This window comes from Variovorax sp. IB41 (assembly GCF_016405905.1).
Classification (GTDB): domain Bacteria; phylum Pseudomonadota; class Gammaproteobacteria; order Burkholderiales; family Burkholderiaceae_C; genus Variovorax.
In genome coordinates this window covers 40056-58419 of sequence record NZ_JAEFCB010000001.1, presented here as the reverse complement: position 1 = coordinate 58419, position 18364 = coordinate 40056, and the positions used below count along the sequence as shown (strand labels likewise).

The window sequence follows — 18364 nt, the reverse complement described above, 5'->3', positions numbered from 1 at the left end:
GTTCCAGTGAATGAATGCAATGGAACGAATGTAGGAACAGCGCGCCTTTGAGTAAAGCGACCCAGTGGCATATCATTCATGACACCCGATCACGAATGAAAAAATGGCACTCGACGGACGACTTCTCTCCAACGTGGGCGTGCTGGCCGCCGTCGTCGAAGGCGGCAGCTTTGCGAGCGCGGCCAACGCGCTGGGCCTCACGCCTTCGGGTGTCAGCCGCGCCATCGCACGGCTGGAGGCGCGCATCGGCGTGCGCCTGTTCGATCGCACGACGCGCTCGCTCAGCCTCACGGACGAAGGCCGGCTGCTCTACGCCAACGTCAATCCGCTGGTGCTCGGCATCGAAGATGCGGTGACGATCGCCGCGGGGTCGTCCGGCGCGGTGCGCGGGCGCCTGCGCGTGAACACCGATGCCTTCACCTCGCGCCTTCTGCTCGCGCCGCACCTCCCGCGCTTTCTCGACCTGTACCCCGAGCTGTCGCTCGAGCTCGTCGCGCGCGATCAGCTCGGCGACCTGGTGGCCGAAGGCTTCGACATCGCGGTGCGTTTCGGCGAACCGCCTTCGTCCTCGCTCGTCGCGCGCAAGCTCATGGACACGCGCATCGTCACCGTCGCCACGCCGGGTTATCTCAAACGGCATGGCCGCCCCGCGAAGCCGGCGGACCTCGTCGACCATGCGTGCCTGCAGGTGCGCAATCCGGTCACGGGCCAGCCCTATGCATGGGAGTTCCAGCGCGGGCGCAAGCTCGTCAAGGTGCCCACCACCGGGCGCCTGCTGCTGACCGATGCGGGCACCATCCTCGCGACCGCGCTCGCGGGCGTCGGCGTGGCGCAGATCAAGGCGGTGGGCATTCAGGCGCAACTCGACAGCGGCGAGTTCGTGGACCTGTTTCCCGACTGGCCCGACGAGCGATTTCCGCTCTACGCGCTGTACCCGTCGCGCCACCTGCCGGCCGCGAAGGTGCGGGCCTTCATCGACTTCGTGATGGCGGCGATCACCGCGAAAGGTACCGACGCAAAGCCGAAAACGCGGCGATGACCGCGGCGCTTTCAGGTCCGCTTTCACGTCCGCAAATGGCCAGCGCAAGAAGGGATGGCGCCGGACGATCGGCTTTTCTACTCGAGCTTCATCGCATGTCTTACGCCCTTCCCCGCTCCTTCCAGAATCTCGCGTGGTCCAACCTCGCGGCGCAGTCCGCCGAGCAGTTGAGCCTTGCCGCCGTGCCGCTGGTCGCGGTGCTCATGCTCGGTGCCGGGCCCGGCGAGATCGGTTTTCTCGCGGCAGTGCAGACGCTGCCCTTCCTGCTGGTCTCGATGCCGCTCGGGCTGCTGGCCGATCGCATGTCGCGCCAGCGGTTGATGGTGTGGGCCGAGGGATTGCGCGCGGTGTCGCTGCTGATGCTCCTTGCCATGGTGTTCGCGTCGAAGCTCAGCATCGCGTGGCTCGCGGTGCTCGGGTTTCTGGGAGCCGTGGGCACCGTGGGTTTCAGCGTCGCGGCGCCGGCCCTGGTGCCCGCGCTCGTGCCCCGTGAGGCGCTGGCATTGGCCAACGGAAGGCTCGAGCTCGCACGCAGCGCGGCATTCACCGCCGGCCCCGCGCTCGCGGGCGCATTGGTCGCATGGGCCGGCGCTTCGGCGGCCTTCGTGCTGGCGGCGGTGCTGTCTGTCGCGGCCGTCGCACTGCTGTTGCGGCTGACCGAAGCGCCGCGTTCGCCTGCCGCGCCGCGCCATCCGCTGCTCGAAGTGAAGGACGGCGCCCGCTTCGTCTGGCAGCACGAGTTGCTGCGGCCGATGGCGATCACCGGCGCGGTCTTCAACATCTCGTGGTTCGTGCTGCAGGCCGGGTATGTGCCCTATGCGGTGCGGGTGCTCGGGCTCGGTGCGCAGGCGGTGGGCTTCACGCTGGCGATGTACGGCGCGGGAATGGTGGTGGGTGCGCTGCTCACGTCGCGCGTCGTGTCGCGCCTGCCGTTCGGCCGCGCCATCCAGGTCGGCCCCGCCGTGGCGGTGATCGCGGCGGGCGTGATGGCGGCGACGCTCGTCGTTCCCTTGGCATCGCTGGCCGCGCTGTCGTTCTTTCTCTTCGGCGCGGGGCCGATGGTCTGGGTGATCACGTCCACCACGCTGCGGCAGAGCGTCGTGCCCTCGACGATGCTGGGCCGCGTGTCGGCGGTGTTCCTCACGATCAACTCGGGCGCCCGGCCCATCGGCGCCGCGCTGGGTGGCCTCGTGGGCGCCGCATGGGGCGAGCCGGCCTGCCTGCTGCTCGCGCTCGCGGGGTTCACGTTGCAGGCGGTGATCATCTTCGCGTCGCGCATCGCGACGCTGCATCGGCTGCCGGCGGCCGTTGCCTGAGCCGGCTCAGAACAGCGAGGCCATCCCGTTCGGCCGCGCGTCCTCGATGCCGAGCATGCGCAGCTTGGTCAGCGCGCCGCCGCCTGCCGAAAAGCCGCCCGGCTTGTTGCCCGCGGCCAGCACGCGATGGCACGGCACCACGGGCGCGAAGGGGTTGTGGCCCATCGCCTGCCCGACGGCGCGCGACAGGCCCTTGTCGCCGAGCTCTTCGGCGATCTCGCCGTAGGTGCGCGTCTGCCCCGGCGGAATGCTTCGCGCGATGGCGTAGATGCGCTGGTGAAACTCCGACACGCCGCGCATGTCGAGCACGATGTGATTCAGGTCGTCGTGCACGCCCTGCAGCAGGCCCTGGATGGCGGCGATGGCGTGCTGCGCCATGTCGTTCGGCGGGCCTTCGCGCAGGTCCGGAAAGCGGTGGCGCATGCGCGCCCGCGTGGCCGGCTCGCCTTCGTCGGCGGGCAGTTGCACACCGACGAGGCCAAGCGGCCCCCACGCCAGCGCGCACATGCCGATGGGGGTGTCGAACAGCGCGAAGCCGGTCGTGTCGTCTTGCTCCGTCATTCGATCTCCTTGAGCGCATGCTGGCGCGATGCCAGCACCGCAGCGAGCCACAGCGCGATCGCCGAGGCCACCAGCCCGCGCGCGAGGCCGCCGGGGCCGTCCGAGATCCAGCCCGTCACCGTCGGCCCGACGATCTGCCCGAGCGCGAAGACGATGGTGAACAGGCTGATGCCCTGCGCCCAGCGTGCCGGCGGCAGGTTGTGGCGCACCAGCGCGGTGGTCGAGGCCACCACCGACAGGAACACCCCGCCGAAGAGCACGCCCGAGGCCAGCGCGACCGGCGCCGAGGGGCTGAGCACCGGCAGCAGCGTGGCCACGCCCAGCAGGCCATTGAGCAGCGCCTGCGGCTGGCCGCCGCGGTAGCGGTCGAGCAGCCCGGCCCACAGGCGCGACGAGGCCACGCAGGCGATGCCCAGCAAGGCATAGAACAAGGTGACGAAGCCGGCGCTGGCGCCCTGCTCCCGCAGCAGCGCGATCACGAAGGTCATGTAGCCGATGTATCCCATGCCGAACAGCGCATAGCCCGCGAGCGCCCAGCCGAATTGGCGCACGGCCCCTGGCTCTGCCGCGGACTGCGTCGCGCTGGTGGCCGATGGCATTGCCGCGGCCGGCGGATCGGGCATCGCGCGCGCGGCCCAGCCCAGCAGGCAGGTCGCAACGCCGCTCGCGAGCGCCAATGCCCACCACGCCCAGGTCCATCCGTGCGGCACGTCCGACGACCAGCGCAGCACCTGCGGCACGAGCAGCGCCGACAACAGGATGCCGAACCCCGTGCCGCCGTAATAGATGCCGAGAAGCAGCCCGCCGCGCGCTGCACCCGTTCGCGCATCCGCTTCACCGAGCCGCGCGGCCAGCAACCCGCCCGCCACGAACACCCAGGCGCTGGCCACGCCGGCCAGCAGGCGCTGCAGGAGCAAGGCCGGCGCGTCGGTCACGAAGCCGCTGCCCGCCATGAACACGCTGGCCAGCACGGCACCGACGACGAGGAGACGCATCACGCCGAAGCGTCGCATCAGCGCCGGCGTGACGAGCGCGCCGACGAGGTAGCCGACTGCGTTGGCGGTGTTCATGCCGCCGGCCAGCGCGTAGCTCCAGCCGAGGTCGGCGCGCATCGGCGGCAACAGCAAGGCGTAGGCGAAACGCGTGATGCCGAGCGACACGGCCGCGCCCATCGACAGCGCGAACGCAAGCCGCAGCGTGGGCTGCGCGGGCACGGTGGAGGAAGTGAACGTGGTCGTCATCGGATCGGGGTGGCGCGCCCATTCTGCGGCAGCCCGCGCGAGCCTGCCCGCGGGCCGGCCGGTTTACCGTGTCACGGGATCAGGCTTCAGCAGGTGCCGCGCCAGCAGCACCGCCACGTGCACCGCCTCGCGCTGCGCCCCGTCGCCGATCTGGTGGCGGCAGCTGGTGCCATCGGCCACCACCACCGCATCGGGCTTGGCGCGGATGGCGGGCAGCAGGCTCGCCTCGGCCATCTGCATCGAGACATCGAAGTGGCTCGCCTCGTAGCCGAAACTGCCGGCCATGCCGCAGCAGGAGCTTTCGATCAGCTCGGGCTCCGCGCCGGGAATGAGCTTGAGCACCTCCATGATCGGGCTCACCGCGCCGAAGGCCTTCTGGTGGCAATGGCCGTGCAGGAGGATCGGCGCCGCGGAGGGCTTGAGCGCCAGCGCGAAGCGGCCCGCCTTGATTTCGCGCGCGATGAATTCCTCGAACAGCAGCGCCTGCTTCGCCACGGTCTGCGCCTTCTCGCCGAAGCCCATCACCAGCGTTTCGTCGCGCAACGTGAGCAGGCACGAAGGCTCCAGGCCGACGATGGGGATGCCGGCTTGCGCGAGCGGCAGCAGTGCATCGATCAATGCGCCGGCGCGCACCTTCGCCTCGTCCACCATGCCGCTTGCGAGGAAGGTGCGGCCGCAGCAATGGTGGCCGCCGCCCTTTCCACCACTTTTTTCGACCGTGTGCAGCACATAGCCCGCGGCTTCGAGCACGCGTGCGGCCGCGAATGCGTTCTCGCTCTCGAAGGTGCCGTTGAAGGTGTCGACGAAAAGCACCGCCGCCTTGCCGCCGCGCGCCGCCACCGACAGCACCGAGGCCTGGTCCGCGAAGAGGCCCGGCTCGTTGCCCTTCGCACGCCAGAAGGTGTCGCTGCGCCATTCGGGCAGCGAACGCTTCGCCGAAAAGCCCAGCAGCTTTTCGCCGAGCCACGCCGCGCCGGGCACGCTGTTGCGCAGGTTCAGGAGCCACGGCATGCGGCTCGCGCGGTGCGCGTAGTCGGGCATGTAGGCCACGAGCTTGTCTTTCAGCGTGTGGCCATGGCGCTTCTTGTAGTGATCGAGAAACTCGATCTTCATCTTCGCCATGTCCACGCCCGTCGGGCAATCGCGCTTGCAGCCCTTGCAGCCGACGCACAGGTCCATGGTCTCGTGCATGGCTTCGCTCGTGAAAGCGTCGGCGCCGAGCTGGCCTGAGAGCGCGAGGCGCAGCGTGTTGGCGCGGCCGCGCGTCAAGTGCTGTTCGTCGCGCGTCACGCGGTAGCTCGGGCACATGGTGCCGGCGTCGAACTTCCTGCAGTGGCCGTTGTTGTTGCACATCTCCACGGCCTTGGCCAGGCCCCCGGTGCTGTCGCCGCCGGTGCCGGGCGCGGTGGTCACTTCGGTCACCGGGTCGGCGTTGACGTTCCAGGCCGACCAGTCGAGCACCGGCTTGAGTTCGATGCGGCGGTAGGGCTTGGGCGCCGTGGGCGGTGCGAAGCGGAACAGCGAGCCGTCGTCCATGCGCGGCGGATCGATGATCTTGCCGGGGTTGAACAGGTCGATCGGATCGAGCTTGCGCTTGATCGCGCGGAACGCCTCGTTGATGGCCGGCCCGAACTGCCATTCGATCCACTCGCCGCGGCAGAGGCCATCGCCATGCTCGCCGCTGAACGCGCCCTTGTACTTGCGCACCAGCGCGCTGGCCTCCTCGGCGATGGCGCGCATCTTGGCGGCACCGTCGGCCCGCATATCGAGGATCGGCCGCACGTGCAGCGTGCCGACCGACGCGTGCGCGTACCAGGTGCCGCGGCTGCCGTGTCTCGCGAACACTTCGGTCAGCGCGTCGGTGTATTCGGCCAGGTGTTCGAGCGGCACCGCGCAGTCCTCGATGAAGCTCACCGGCTTGCCGTCGCCCTTCAGGCTCATCATGATGTTGAGGCCGGCCTTGCGCACTTCCCACAGGTTCTTCTGGCGTGCGTCGTCGGGCATCTCGACCACGCTGCCGGGCAGGCCCAGGTCGCCCATCAGTTCGACGAGCTGCTTCAATTGCGGCAGCAGCGCGGCCTTGTCGGCGCCGGAGAACTCCACCAGCAGGATCGCCGCGGGCTTGCCGATCAGCGCGGTCTCCACCGTCGGCTTGAAGGCGGGGTTCGCAAGGCTCAGCTCGATCATCGTGCGATCGACCAGTTCCACTGCCGTCGGCCCGAGCTTCACGATGTGCTGCGCCGCATCCATGGCCGCATGGAAGGTCGGGAAGTTCACGATGCCCAGCACCTTCGCGCGCGGCAGCGGCGCGAGCTTGAGCTTCAGGCTCTTGGTGTACGCGAGCGTGCCTTCGGAGCCGATGAGCAGGTGCGCGAGGTTCACGCTGCCGTCGGCGGTGTAGGGCTTCTCGCTCTGGTTGTCGAAGATGTCCAGGTTGTAGCCGGCCACGCGGCGCATCACCTTGGGCCAGTGTTCGGCCATCGCATCGCGATGCTGCCGCGCCAGGCCGCGCACGAACTGCGCGATGCCGGCCGCGCGCACGCCCATCGTGCCCACCGGGCCGAACTCCACCAGCTCGCCGTTCGACAGCCACGCGCTCGCGCCCAGCACGTTGTGCACCATGTTGCCGTAGGCGATGGAGCGCGAGCCGCAGGAGTTGTTGCCCGCCATGCCGCCCAGCGTGGCCTGCGCGCTGGTCGAGACATCGACCGGGTACCAGAGCCCGAGCGGCTTGAGCTTCGCGTTCAGGTGATCGAGCACGAGGCCCGGTTCGACCGTGGCCGTGCCCTCCTCTGCATTCACCTCGAGCACGCGGCGGAAATGCTTGCTGTTGTCGATCACCAGCGCGGCGCCCGTGGTCTGCCCGCACTGGCTCGTGCCGCCGCCGCGCGCGAGCACCGGCACCTTCAGGTCGCGCGCGATGTCGATGGCGGTCGCGATGTCCTTGTCGTTGGTCGGCACGAACGCGCCGACCGGCGTGATCTGGTAGATCGACGCGTCGGTGGCGTAGCGCCCGCGCGAGCCGTCGTCGAACAGCACCTCGCCTTGCGTCTCGGCGCGCAGCCGGCGCGCGAGCAATTCGCAGGTGTCGTTGGGCGGAAGAACGGTTCCGGCTGGCTGCATGTGGCTGGCGGGATCGATGCGCATAGTGGAGTCAGCTCGCTTTATTGGCTTGGGGATAGATCTCGCCGGCGCGCAGGAGCTCCAGCACGGTGTCGCGCTTGCGCAGCACGTGCGCGATGAGCACCTTGCGCATCGCCGCTGCATCGCGCGCTGCCAAGGCCTGGATCATCTGTTCGTGCTCGTCGACCGCGTGCTTCCACTTGGCCTCGTTCTGGTTGGTGCGAAAGCGCAGCGACTGCACGCGCGCGTTGATCGAGCGGTAGGTGCCCGCGAGCACCGGGTTGCCCGCGGCCTCGTTGATGGCTGTGTGGATGCGCGCGTTCAGGCGGTAGTAGCCCGAGAGATCGCGCCGCGAAAAGCAGGCCAACATCTCGTAGTGCAGCGCACGCACTTCGGCCAGCGCCTCGTCGGTGATGCGCTTGGCGGCGAGCTCGCCCGACATGCCCTCGAGCATCGCGAGCACCTCGAAGGTGTCGAGCACGTCGGCCTCGGTGAGCTTCACCGCGACCGCGCCGCGGTTGGGCAACAGGTCCACCAGCCCTTCGGCCGCGAGCAACTTGATGGCTTCGCGCAGCGGCGTGCGCGAGACGCGCAGTTGCAGGCAGAGCTCCCGCTCGTTGAGCTTCGCACCCGGTGCGATGTGCCCTTCCACCAGCATGGTGCGAAGGCGCGCGGCCACCTGGTCATGCAGCGCGAGCCTGGAGATCTCGATGATTTCAGCGGTCATGGGTTTTCCCTTTGAATGTATTTTGAATGCAAAAAATAGGCACCACAACCCTATCGATTAAGGGTAAACCATCAAACAAAAAAGCATTTTGAATGCAAAACTGAAAGCGAAAGGACAGTCCATGCTGCAACTCGACATCCATCCCACCGGCCGCCATTTCCTCCAGATTCCCGGGCCCAGCCCCGTGCCCGACCGCATCCTGCGGGCCATGAGCCTTCCCACCATCGACCACCGCGGGCCCGAGTTCGGCACGCTCGGTTTGAAGGTGCTCGGCGGCATCCAGCAGATCTTCAAGACGAAGCACCCGGTCGCCATCTATCCCGCCTCGGGCACCGGCGCCTGGGAGGCCGCGCTCGCCAACACGCTGAGCCCGGGCGATCACGTGCTCATGTACGAGACGGGCCACTTCGCCTCGCTCTGGCAGAAGATGGCCACGCGCCTGGGCCTCTCCACCGAATTCCTCGCGCTCTCGGGCACCGACGAGCACCTGCCGAATGCGCCGGGCTGGCGCCGCGGCGTGCAGGCCGAGCTCATCGAGGCGCGCCTTCGCAAGGACACCGAGAAGAAGATCAAGGCCGTGTGCGTCGTGCACAACGAAACCTCCACCGGCGTCACCTCCGACATCGCCGCGGTGCGCAAGGCCATCGACGCGGCCGGCCACCCCGCCCTCCTGATGGTGGACAGCATCTCGGGCCTCGCGAGCGCCGATTTCCGGCACGACGAATGGGGCGTGGACGTGACCATCAGCGGCTCGCAGAAGGGCCTGATGCTGCCGCCGGGCATCAGCTTCAATGCGCTCTCTCCGCGCGCGCTCGAGGTCTCGAAGACCGCCAAGCTCCCGCGCGCCTTCTGGGCCTGGGACGAGATCGTCGAGATGAACAAGGATGGCTACTGGCCCTACACGCCCAACACCAACCTGCTGTATGGCCTCTCGGAATCGCTCGACATGATCCTCGGCGAAGGCCTGGACAACGTGTTCGCGCGCCACCAGCGCTGGGGCGCCGGCGTGCGCGCCGCGGTCAACGCCTGGGGCCTGCCGATCCAGTGCGCGGACCCGGCCGTCTACTCGCCCGTTCTCACCGGCGTGATCACGCCCGAGGGCGTCGATGCCGATGCGCTGCGCCGCCTGATCCACCAGCGCTTCGACCTCTCGCTCGGCACGGGCCTGGGCAAGCTCAAGGGCCGCATGTTCCGCATGGGCCATCTGGGCGACAGCAACGACCTGACCCTCGTAGCGATGGTCGCGGGCGTCGAGATGGGCATGAAGCTCTCGGGCATCAAGCTCGCGGGCAGCGGCGTGCAGGCGGCGATGGACCATTTCGCCAACCACGCGGCAGCGCCCGTGGGCTTGCAGAAAGCCGCGTAGGCCTGCAGCACACACCGGCCGCAACGCGTCGCTTGAACGACGCGGCGGCCTTTCACCTTGCCGGTCTTCCCAAGCCGGCACGCATCGGACCCCCAACACCACGGAGACAAAGATGATGCAAAGACGTTCCCTCATTCAAGCCGCCGGCGCCGCGGCCGCCACGCTGGGCGTGCCCCGGCTCTTCGCGCAGGAGTGGCCCACGGGGCCCGTGCGCATCGTGGTGGGTTTCCCACCGGGCGGCGGCACCGATGCGCTCGCGCGCGTGGTCGCGCAGAAGCTCACGATCATGTGGGGCCAGCAGGTCATCGTCGAGAACAAGGGCGGCGTCGCCGGCGTGCTCGCGGCCGACTACGTGGCCCAGCAGCCCAGCGACGGCAGCACGCTGCTGATGGCGCACATCAACAGCCACGCGCTCGCGCCGAGCCTGCAGCCCAAGCTGCGCTACAACGTGGAGCGCGACTTCGTGCCGATCGTGCTCGTGGGCGTCACGCCCAACCTGCTGATCGCGAACCCGGGTCAGAAGGCGCTGAGCGTGAAAGACATCGTCGCTGCCTGCAAGGCCGCGCCCGGCACGGTGAGCTTCGGCTCGGCCGGCGCGGGCTCCGCGCAGCACCTGGCGCTGGAGATGTTCAAGCTGCAGGGCGGCGTCGATGCGCTGCACGTGCCGTACAAGGGCAGCGGCCCGCTGCTCGCGGACCTGATGGGCGGGCAGATCCAGTACAGCTTCGAGACGATGACGGCTGCCACGCCGCACGTGAAGAACGGCCGCGTGATCGCAGTCGCCCAGACGCGCACCAAGCGCGCCAAGGGCCACCCCAACGTGCCGACGATGCAGGAGCAAGGTTTCGCAGGCTTCGAGGCCACCACCTGGTACGGCCTTGTCGGCCCGGGCAAGCTGCCGCCGGCGATCGCGCAGAAGGTGAATCGCGACGTGAACACCGTGCTCGCGATGCCCGATGTGCAGGAGCGCATGGACACCTATGGCGCCGAAGACGGCGGCGGGTCGCAGGACAAGTTCAAGCAGTTCATCAGCACCGAAATCGCCAAGTGGGCGAAGGTCGTCAAGGACGGCAACGTGCACGTGGAGACCTGAGGTCTCTGTTTCGGGGCGACGATCACGCCGACGGGGTACACGGCGAAGCGAATGTCCCCCGGGCTTCGCCCTCCTCCTTGATTTCGCTGCGCAAGGCACCCCATCGGCGCGCTCGTTTCCAGAGCGGTCGTTGATCAGCGATATGCCAGCAGCGCGTCCACGTGCGAAGGGCATCGGGTGCTCCCCGCAGCGAAATCAAGGAGGAGGCGAAGCCGGGGGACATTCGCGGAGGGGAGTACCCGGTGGCCTTCGCACCCGCCCTGAACAGAGCAACTGACAAAATCCAAAGATGAACCCACAAATGACCGCCCTCGCCGACGCGTTGATCGCCGCACGCCGCAGCAACCGCACCCTCGACGCCGCCCCCTGGACCGATGCGCTGCAAGACGCCGCCCAGGCCTACGAAGTGCAGGACGCAGTGGCCGCCGCGCTCGACTGGTTCGGCGACGACGGCGCGGTGCCCAGCCACTGGAAATCGGGCGGTGGCTCGCGCAGCGTGACGCTCACGCATGCGCCGCTGCCACCGGCCGGCGTGCGCCAGAGCCCGGCCAATTTCGATGACCTCGTGTTCCACACGCCCGGCATCGAATCCGAAATCGCGCTGCGGCTCGGCCAGGACGTGACACCCGAACAGGCCTCAAAACTCGACCACGACAACGCGGCTTCGCTCATCGACGCGATGGCCGTCTCCATCGAGATCGTCGATTCGCGCTGGCAAGACCTCGCCTCCGCGCCCGCTTTGCTTCGCCTGGCCGATTCGCAAGTTCATGGCGCACTCGTGCTCGGCGAATGGCAACCCTATGCCGCTGTCGATTGGGCCTCGCAGCGCTGCGAAACCCGCATCGGCGGCGCCGAAGTCGTCGTGCGCGAAGGCACCCATCCGCTGGCCGATCCAGCGTGGCTGCTGCCGATCTGGCTGCGCCACATCACGCGCCATGGCCAGACCGCGCGCGCCGGCACGGTCGTCACCACCGGCTCGTGGGTCGGCGTGCTGCCCTGCCGCCGCGGCGATCAGGTGACGGCCGAATTCCCCGGCATCGGCGCGGTCCGCTTGCGCGTGTAGCGCCCGTCGCCCACGCCCGAGCAGGCCACCAGAAAGTCGAGCACAGCCCTCACCCGCGTGGGCAGCGTGCCGGCCTTGCCGATGTAGACCGCGTGGATCGGCTCGGCCTCGCCCGGGTTGAACTCCTCCAGCAGCGGTACCAGCCGCCCCGCGTCAATGTCGTGCTGGATGTGATACAGCGACAGCCGCGCCACGCCCGCCCCCGCAATGGCCAGTTGCCGCAGCGTCTCGCCATCGCCCGCGCGCACCGGGCCCGCCACCGGGATCGCGACCATCCGGCCATCGACGCGCAGCGGCCAGTCGGGCGTGTTGCGCCGGTAGCTCCAGCCGAGCCGGTTGTGCGCCTCCAGCTCTTGCGGCGTGTGCGGTGTGCCGTATTTCTTCAGGTAGGCGGGCGAGGCCACGATGGCCTGGCTCGTTTCGCCCAGGCGCCGCGCCACCAGGTCGGACGACGGCAACTGGCCCCAGCGGATCGCGATGTCCGCGCGCTCGTCCATCAGGTCGACGATGCGGTCGGTGAGCGCGATGTCCAGCGTGATCTCCGGATGCATCTCCAGGAGGCGCGGCACCAATGGCACCAGCTTGTGATGCCCGAACGAGACGCTCGCGTTGATGCTCACCCGCCCGCGCGGCGCCGCGCCGGCGGCGGCGCAGCGCTCGGCCTCGTCCATGTCGGCCAGCACGCGGGTGCTGCGCTCGTAGAAATGCAGCCCTTCGGGCGTGAGCTGCAGCTTGCGGGTGGAGCGGTGCACGAGCTGGATGCCCAGCCGCAGTTCGAGCCGCGCCACCAGCTTGCTGATGGCCGAGGGCGTCATGTCCAAAAGGCGCGCCGCCGCGGAGAAACCGCCGGATTCGACCACCTGCACGAAGGCTTCCATTTCACCGGAGCGGTTGACGTCGAGGCGTGGCATGCGGTCCTTTTCTGTGACTTCAGTTCACAAGTGCGTGTAGCGGCGGCATTCTAGTCACAGACCCGGAATGCCTTCACAGTACAGGTCATCATGCCAATCGCTCTACTCGCCCTCACCGCCGGTGCCTTCGGGATCGGCACCACCGAGTTCGTCATCATGGGCCTGCTGATGCAGGTGTCGACGGACCTTCATGTCTCCATCACGATGGCCGGCCTCCTGATCTCGGGCTACGCGCTCGGCGTCGCGGTCGGCGCGCCCGTGCTCACCATCGCCACGCGCAAGCTGCCGCGCAAGACGGTGCTGCTCGCGCTGATGGCGATCTTCACGCTCGGCAACCTGGCCTGCGCGCTGGCGCCCAACTACGAGATGCTGATGGCCGCGCGGGTGGTCACCTCGCTCGCGCACGGCACCTTCTTCGGCGTCGGCTCGGTCGTGGCCACCGGCCTCGTCGCACCCGAGCGCCGCGCCTCGGCCATCGCGATCATGTTCACGGGCCTCACCGCCGCCACGCTGCTCGGCGTGCCGGCCGGTGCGTGGCTGGGCCTGCAGTTCGGCTGGCGCTCGGCCTTCTGGGCCGTGACGCTGATCGGCGTGCTGGCCCTCGTGGTGCTTGCCGTGTTCGTGCCGCGCGTGAAGGGCGAAGCCAAGCCCGCGCCGCTGCGCGAAGAACTCGCCGTGCTGGCCCGCCCGCAGGTGCTGCTGGGCCTGGCGATGACGGTGCTGGGCTTTGCCGGCGTGTTCGTGGTGTTCACCTACATCCAGCCGCTGCTCACGCAGGTCACCGGGCTCTCGGAGTCGGCGGTATCGCCGATCCTGCTGGTGTTCGGCGGCGGCCTCGCGGTCGGCAACATCCTGGGCGGCAAGCTGGCTGATCGCGCGCCGATGGCTGCGGTGCTCGGCACGCTGGTGGCGCTCGCGGTAGTGCTCGGCGCGATGCAGTTCACCATCGGCACGCCGTTCACCGCGGTGGTCTTCGTCGGGCTGCTGGGCGTGGCCTCGTTCGCCACCGTGGCGCCGATGCAGTTGCGGGTGCTGGAGAAGGCTTCGGGCGCCGGCCAGAACCTCGCGTCGAGCCTCAACATCGCGGCCTTCAACCTCGGCAACGCGCTCGGCGCGTGGGTCGGCGGCGTGGTGATCGACCACGGCCCGGGCCTGCGTGCCCTCGGCTGGGTGGCCGCGCTGCTCACGCTCGTGGGCCTGGCGATCGCGCTCTGGAGCCGCTCGCTCGACCGGCGTGAAGCCGGCCGCCCCGTGGCCGATTGCGCTTCGGCGCAGGCCTGACCACTTCAGCTATTTCGAGATCAACCGGCGCGCGAAGAACGAAAGGATCTCGTCGCGCGCCGCGATCGTCGGCTGGCCCGCCTCGTCGATGAGGTGGGCCGTCACCACGCTGTGCGGGCTCGCGACCACCTGCTCGAAGAACGAAGGCAGCGACTGCTGGTTGGCCGCGCTGTCGGGCAGCACCCGCGCGACGAAACGGGTGCCCAGCGCTTCGGCGTAAGCGGCAAAGCGCTGCGCGGTGCAGAACTTGTCGCCTTCGAAGCGGTAGGCCATGACGGTCAGGTCCTCGCGATCGAGGCGCTGCTTCACCGCGGCGATTTCCTCCGGCGAGATCTCGATGCCGGCCGGGTTGTCCAGCGGCAATGCCGGCTGCGACAGCACCGGCGCGAGCACCGAAGGCTCCAGCATCATCGTGAGCGCGAAGTTGCCGGTGAAGCACATGCCGATGGCGCCGACGCCCGGTCCGCCGCACTCCTTGTGCGCCAGCCGCGCGAGCGCGCGCAGCCACTGCGTCACCGGGCTGGACCTGTTGCCCGCGAACGCGCGGAACTCGGCGCTCACGCACGCATGCTGGAACACGGCCTTGCCCTCCTCCGCATCCGCCACCGCGCCGTCGCGCCCGAACAGCGACGGCATGTACACGGTGAACCCCGCATCGCGCACCCAACGGGCGAAGCGCGCGACATGCGGGCTGATGCCCGGCATCTCGGTCATGACGATCACCGCCGGCCCGGCGCCGGCGATGTAGACCTTCTTCGTGGCGTCGTCCAGCGTGATCTCGCGGCGCTCGAAGTCGTCGAGCGGGTCGGTTTCGTTCAGGTTGCGTGTCGTCGGCATCGGGGCTCCTGCAGGGCTTCATGTGGATCGGAGCGGCAATTACACGCGGCGAAGCGCTAGACTGACAGTGTCCATTTAGACGTTTATCAAGCGGTTTCAGCCATGCGAGATTTCACCGTCCTCGTGCTCCCCAAAGCCTTCGCCACCAGCGTCTCGATCACCCTGGACGTGCTGGAGGCCGCGGCCGGTCTGGCACCTGCGTTGAAGATGCCCCGGCCGACATGGCGCGTGGTGTCGCCCGACGGCGGCTTCGTGCCGCTCAGCAGCGGCCTGCAGATCGAGACCGCAGCGATCCCCGTCCGCTCGCGCGCCGACGCCTCGACATGGATCGTCCCGGGCCTCGGCGTGGACCGCCCCGCGGACCTCGCAGTCCGCCTGGCCGACGACTGCGCCACCCGCGCCATCGCCGCGGTGCGGCGCCATGCCGCGCGCGGCGGCGCCGTGGCCGCGTCGTGCTCCGCCGTGTTCCTGTTGCAGGCCGCCGGCGTGCTGCAAGACCGGCGCGCCACCACCACCTGGTGGCTCGCGCCGGAGCTGCGGCGCATCGAGCCGCGCTGCAACGTCGATGCCCACCGCATGGTCTGCGCAGATGGCCCTGTCAGCACGGCCGGCGCTGCGTTCGCCCAGTCGGACCTCATGCTCCACCTGCTGCGCACGCGCTTCGGCGCGCCGCTGGCCGATGCCGTGGGCAAGGTGCTGCTGATCGACGGCCGCGAGGCGCAGGCGCCGTTCGTCGTGCCCTCGATGATGGCCAACGGCAGCGAGCTGATCCGGCGGCTCACGCAGCGTATCGAGGCGTCGCTGCCTCGTCCACCGAGCGTGGCAGCCCTGGCCGACGAGTTCGCGATGTCGCAGCGCACGCTGGCGCGCCACGTGCGCGCCGCGACGGGCCTCGGTCCGCTCGCGCTCGTGCAGAGCGTGCGGCTGTCGCGGGCGCGGATGCTGATCGAGACGAGCCGGATGACGATCGACCAGGTGGCCGCGCAAGTCGGCTACGAAGACGCGACAGCCTTGAGGCGGCTCATGCGCAAGGCAGCGGGTGCCACGCCGAGCAAGTTCCGCATGAACCTGCAAGCGGCCTAGATTCGGGTTGCCTTCGTTCTGGAAGAATCCGGGTCGCCATGACCAACATGACCAACATGCCCATCGCCATCCGGCCCGCGCGCGCGGCCGACGCGCACGCCCTCGCCGCCTTGTCGATCCAGGTCTGGCTCGCCACCTATACCGAAGGCGTAAGCGACCTGTTCGCGCGCTATGTGCTGTCGGAGTTCACGCCCGAAAAATTCCTCGCGCTGCTGGATGCGCCCGGTGTTTCACTGCACGTTGCCGAGGTGGACGAACGCCTCGCCGGCTATGCACTGGTGCGCTCCGGCGCGCCGCAGCCCTTGGTGCTTGAAGCCGATTCCGAACTCTGCACGCTGTACGTGCAGGAGCCGTTCACGCGGTGCGGCGTGGGGTCCGCGCTGCTGCAGGCGGCACGCGCCGGCAACGATGGGCTGTGGCTGCTGGTCAACGTGCAAAACCTGCGCGCCTGCCGCTTCTACGAAAAGCACGGCTTCGTGATTCGCGGCAGCACCGATTTCGTCCTCGGCGAAGGCAGGCACAGGAACCATGTCCTGGCGCTGCCGCGCGCCGGCACTGCCTGAGCGGGATTGCTACAGCTCGCCCAGCACGCCGAAGTCGCTGTCGCCCTGCTGCACCGCATTCACGAGCTGCACCCGGTTGCGCGCGGCGAAGCGGCGCCGCAGCTGGCGCATGTGGTAGTCCACCGTGTGCGCCGACAGGTCGAGCCGGTTGGCAATCTCCTTGTCGCTGCGGCCCTGCAGCAGGTGCTGGAGGATGTCTTGCTGTGTGGCCGATATCTCGATGCGCCCCGTGCCTGCCGCGCCGACGATGCGCGTGTGCCGCGACACGTATTCGTGCACGCTCAGGCCCAGGATCAATGCCTGCCCGATCACGCTGTCGGTGATCCAGTGGCTTCCGGCCCTGCGCGACAGCAGGCTGATCACCGTGTGCTGGTTCACATGCGTGGGCGAGGCCAGGCGGAACAGGAGGCCGCTGCGGATGTCGCTGGCATGCAGGTCGGCGAGGAAACGCCGCCGCAGGCCGCTCGGGTCTTCGGGGGCTTGCGCCGCCAGGGCTTCGAGCTGCGCGACGTCCCACGCCAGCGGAAGGCTCGACGCGGGCACGCCCTGCTGGCGCAGGTCCACGCCGCAGTAGTTTTGCGCGAAGTAGCGCCGGGTCCATTCGGGGTTCGCGTAGGCGGTGAAGAAGCTCAGCGGCCACCAGCGGCCGCGCATGTATGCCACCGCCCCGTAGCCCAGCCAATCGAAGTCCAGCGTGTGGAGCATGCCGCGCACCAGCTCCGCGCGGGCTTCGGTGCTGGGTGCTTCCAGCAGGTCGCCGACGATGCTCGGCACGCCGCCGGCATGGCGGTCGACGCCCGGCGGCAGATAGAGATGCTCCTCGGAATAGAACTGCGGCGCCGGACAACCGGGCGGTAGCTCGGTGCCCGCGCACGGCGACGGGGTGAGTTCGGAATCGTCGGTCTTGGACAGCGAAGCCGCCGCGACGCGTTGCAACATGGTGGACAGAATCATGGAGTGCCCGGTAGGTGTGCCGCATGCGCCGGTCGGTGCTGCAGGCCTGCAGGCAAATTACCAAAGCGCAACCGTGGCGCCTTGTAGATTCTTAGCTTCGCGCGCATTCGGGCCCGCCGTGCGCAGGCACGGCGAAGCCATAGGTCCCACCTCTCAGGGCAATTGAATACCTTCGCCTGAACCATGCGCGCAGGTCATCAGGTCATGCAGGATCGAACCTTCACACAGGCGGGTGGCGCTGGCATGCTGCTTGCACCACAAGGCCCTTACACCCGAAGTCTGTTCAACCCGTCTTTCGATGGACCTCCTTGCCTCCCGCTATTGGCGAGACGTTGACCTCACAGGTCTTCAATTCACTGCCAACCGCCTCCTGCACCGCGAGATGCGGCCTCACCGGCACGTGGGCTTCACGCTCTCGGTGTCCGATGTCGAGCTGCGCGTGCAGACCGGCAGCCGCGTCACCGTCGTGCCGCCGGGCACGCTGCTGCGCATCGCGCCGCAGGTCTGGCATTCGGTGCAGGCGCGCACGGCGCCATGGCGCGAGGACGCGCTGTACTGCAGCTTCGACGTGGCCCGCTGCATCAGCCCGCTGATCGACGGCACACGGATCGCGCGCGTGGACGACAAGGAGGACACGGGCGTCGCGGTGTTCCTCGACGCGGCCGCCGGGCTCGAGTTTCTCGAGTGCCACCGGCTGCTCTACGAACCCACGAGCACCGGCAACCAGGAGGACATCGCCGCGGGCCGCGCGCTGTTGCGCCGGCGCCTGGCGCAATGGATTCCGGCGCTGGCGCCAGCCGCGCCAGCCGCCCCCGACGTCGGCGACGAGCGCCTGAACCGGCTCTACGAGCTCATCGCGTCGGGCTTTCACCAGCGCATGACGCTGGACAGCCTGGCCGACGCGATCGGCTGGCATCCGGTGCATGCGCACCGGCGGTTCCGGGCCGCATGGGGCTTCACGCCGCACGAGATGCTGGTGGGCCATCGCATCGAGTACGCACGCGATCTGATCGCCGGCGGCGCACGCGTGACCTACGCGGCGCACGCGGCGGGCTTCGCCGACCAGAGCCACCTGCACAAGACCTTTCTCGGCACCTATGCCGTGCTGCCGGGCGACTACCGCAGGCTCGCCGCGCTCGATGCGCTGCAGCCGCCCTCGGCCAGGAACGGCATCGTCGGCTAGGCTTGCCACGGCCCTGCGCCGAC

Annotated in this window: 16 protein-coding genes; 9 read left to right on the top strand and 7 right to left on the bottom strand. The window is 68.9% G+C overall.

Translation table 11 applies throughout. The features are described from left to right. Positions 1-103 precede the first annotated feature (103 nt). Both JC881_RS00270 and JC881_RS00265 read left to right on the top strand, forming a co-directional pair. The gene (locus JC881_RS00270) at positions 104-1039 is read left to right on the top strand and encodes a LysR family transcriptional regulator (protein ID WP_198783722.1); all 936 of its coding nucleotides are present in this window, start codon (positions 104-106) and stop codon (positions 1037-1039) included. 95 nt (positions 1040-1134) lie between these two features. Continuing rightward, positions 1135-2355 (top strand): MFS transporter, encoded by a 1221-nt coding sequence (locus JC881_RS00265; RefSeq protein WP_198783721.1) that lies wholly within the window; start codon positions 1135-1137, stop codon positions 2353-2355. Positions 2356-2361: 6 nt separating this feature from the next. Here the strand turns inward: JC881_RS00265 and JC881_RS00260 are convergent, their stop codons facing one another. The 4 genes from JC881_RS00260 to JC881_RS00245 form a co-directional block, all read right to left on the bottom strand. Next, positions 2362-2916 (bottom strand): methylated-DNA--[protein]-cysteine S-methyltransferase, encoded by a 555-nt coding sequence (locus tag JC881_RS00260; RefSeq protein WP_198783720.1) that lies wholly within the window; start codon positions 2914-2916, stop codon positions 2362-2364. Beyond that, on the bottom strand, positions 2913-4157 hold the full coding sequence (locus JC881_RS00255; RefSeq protein ID WP_198783719.1) for a YbfB/YjiJ family MFS transporter: 1245 nt from the start codon (positions 4155-4157) through the stop codon (positions 2913-2915). Before JC881_RS00255 ends, JC881_RS00260 begins: the two co-directional genes overlap by 4 nt. A gap of 63 nt (positions 4158-4220) precedes the next feature. Beyond that, positions 4221-7304, bottom strand: coding sequence for an FAD-binding and (Fe-S)-binding domain-containing protein (locus tag JC881_RS00250; protein WP_198783718.1), 3084 nt, complete (start codon positions 7302-7304; stop codon positions 4221-4223). 7 nt (positions 7305-7311) lie between these two features. Then, entirely contained in the window at positions 7312-8007 is a 696-nt protein-coding gene (locus JC881_RS00245; protein WP_198783717.1) for a GntR family transcriptional regulator, read from the bottom strand. A 121-nt stretch (positions 8008-8128) separates the two neighbouring features. Between JC881_RS00245 and JC881_RS00240 the strand changes: the two genes are divergently transcribed. The 3 genes from JC881_RS00240 (at position 8129) to JC881_RS00230 (ending at position 11529) form a co-directional block, all read left to right on the top strand. Then, complete coding sequence (locus JC881_RS00240) at positions 8129-9373, top strand: pyridoxal-phosphate-dependent aminotransferase family protein (RefSeq protein ID WP_198783716.1); 1245 nt, start codon at positions 8129-8131, stop codon at positions 9371-9373. A gap of 115 nt (positions 9374-9488) precedes the next feature. Further along, positions 9489-10466: a Bug family tripartite tricarboxylate transporter substrate binding protein gene (locus JC881_RS00235; RefSeq protein WP_198783715.1), complete on the top strand. Its 978-nt coding sequence runs from the start codon at positions 9489-9491 to the stop codon at positions 10464-10466. A 301-nt stretch (positions 10467-10767) separates the two neighbouring features. Further along, positions 10768-11529 carry a 2-keto-4-pentenoate hydratase gene (locus JC881_RS00230; protein WP_198783714.1) on the top strand — a complete coding sequence of 254 codons (762 nt, stop codon included), beginning with the start codon at positions 10768-10770 and terminating at the stop codon, positions 11527-11529. Here JC881_RS00230 and JC881_RS00225 read toward each other — a convergent pair. Further along, positions 11478-12440, bottom strand: a complete 963-nt coding sequence (locus JC881_RS00225) for a LysR substrate-binding domain-containing protein (protein WP_198783713.1) — start codon at positions 12438-12440, stop codon at positions 11478-11480. The two genes, JC881_RS00230 and JC881_RS00225, sit on opposite strands and share 52 nt — an antisense overlap. 90 nt (positions 12441-12530) lie before the next feature. Between JC881_RS00225 and JC881_RS00220 the strand changes: the two genes are divergently transcribed. Next, entirely contained in the window at positions 12531-13721 is a 1191-nt protein-coding gene (locus tag JC881_RS00220; protein WP_198783712.1) for an MFS transporter, read from the top strand. A 9-nt stretch (positions 13722-13730) separates the two neighbouring features. Here JC881_RS00220 and JC881_RS00215 read toward each other — a convergent pair whose 3' ends face one another. Then, positions 13731-14558 carry a dienelactone hydrolase family protein gene (locus tag JC881_RS00215; RefSeq protein ID WP_198783711.1) on the bottom strand — a complete coding sequence of 276 codons (828 nt, stop codon included), beginning with the start codon at positions 14556-14558 and terminating at the stop codon, positions 13731-13733. 102 nt (positions 14559-14660) lie between these two features. Here JC881_RS00215 and JC881_RS00210 point away from each other — a divergent pair, with 102 nt between their 5' ends. Together JC881_RS00210 and JC881_RS00205 are read left to right on the top strand one after the other, a co-directional pair. Further along, a complete protein-coding gene (locus JC881_RS00210; RefSeq protein ID WP_198783710.1) occupies positions 14661-15641 on the top strand; it encodes a GlxA family transcriptional regulator in 981 nt (326 codons plus the stop codon). Positions 15642-15679: 38 nt separating this feature from the next. Further along, entirely contained in the window at positions 15680-16204 is a 525-nt protein-coding gene (locus JC881_RS00205; RefSeq protein ID WP_198783709.1) for a GNAT family N-acetyltransferase, read from the top strand. A gap of 9 nt (positions 16205-16213) precedes the next feature. Here JC881_RS00205 and JC881_RS00200 read toward each other — a convergent pair whose 3' ends face one another. Beyond that, positions 16214-17158: a helix-turn-helix transcriptional regulator gene (locus tag JC881_RS00200; protein ID WP_198783708.1), complete on the bottom strand. Its 945-nt coding sequence runs from the start codon at positions 17156-17158 to the stop codon at positions 16214-16216. 382 nt (positions 17159-17540) lie between these two features. Between JC881_RS00200 and JC881_RS00195 the strand changes: the two genes are divergently transcribed. Next, positions 17541-18341: a helix-turn-helix domain-containing protein gene (locus tag JC881_RS00195; protein ID WP_233101464.1), complete on the top strand. Its 801-nt coding sequence runs from the start codon at positions 17541-17543 to the stop codon at positions 18339-18341. Positions 18342-18364 lie beyond the last annotated feature (23 nt).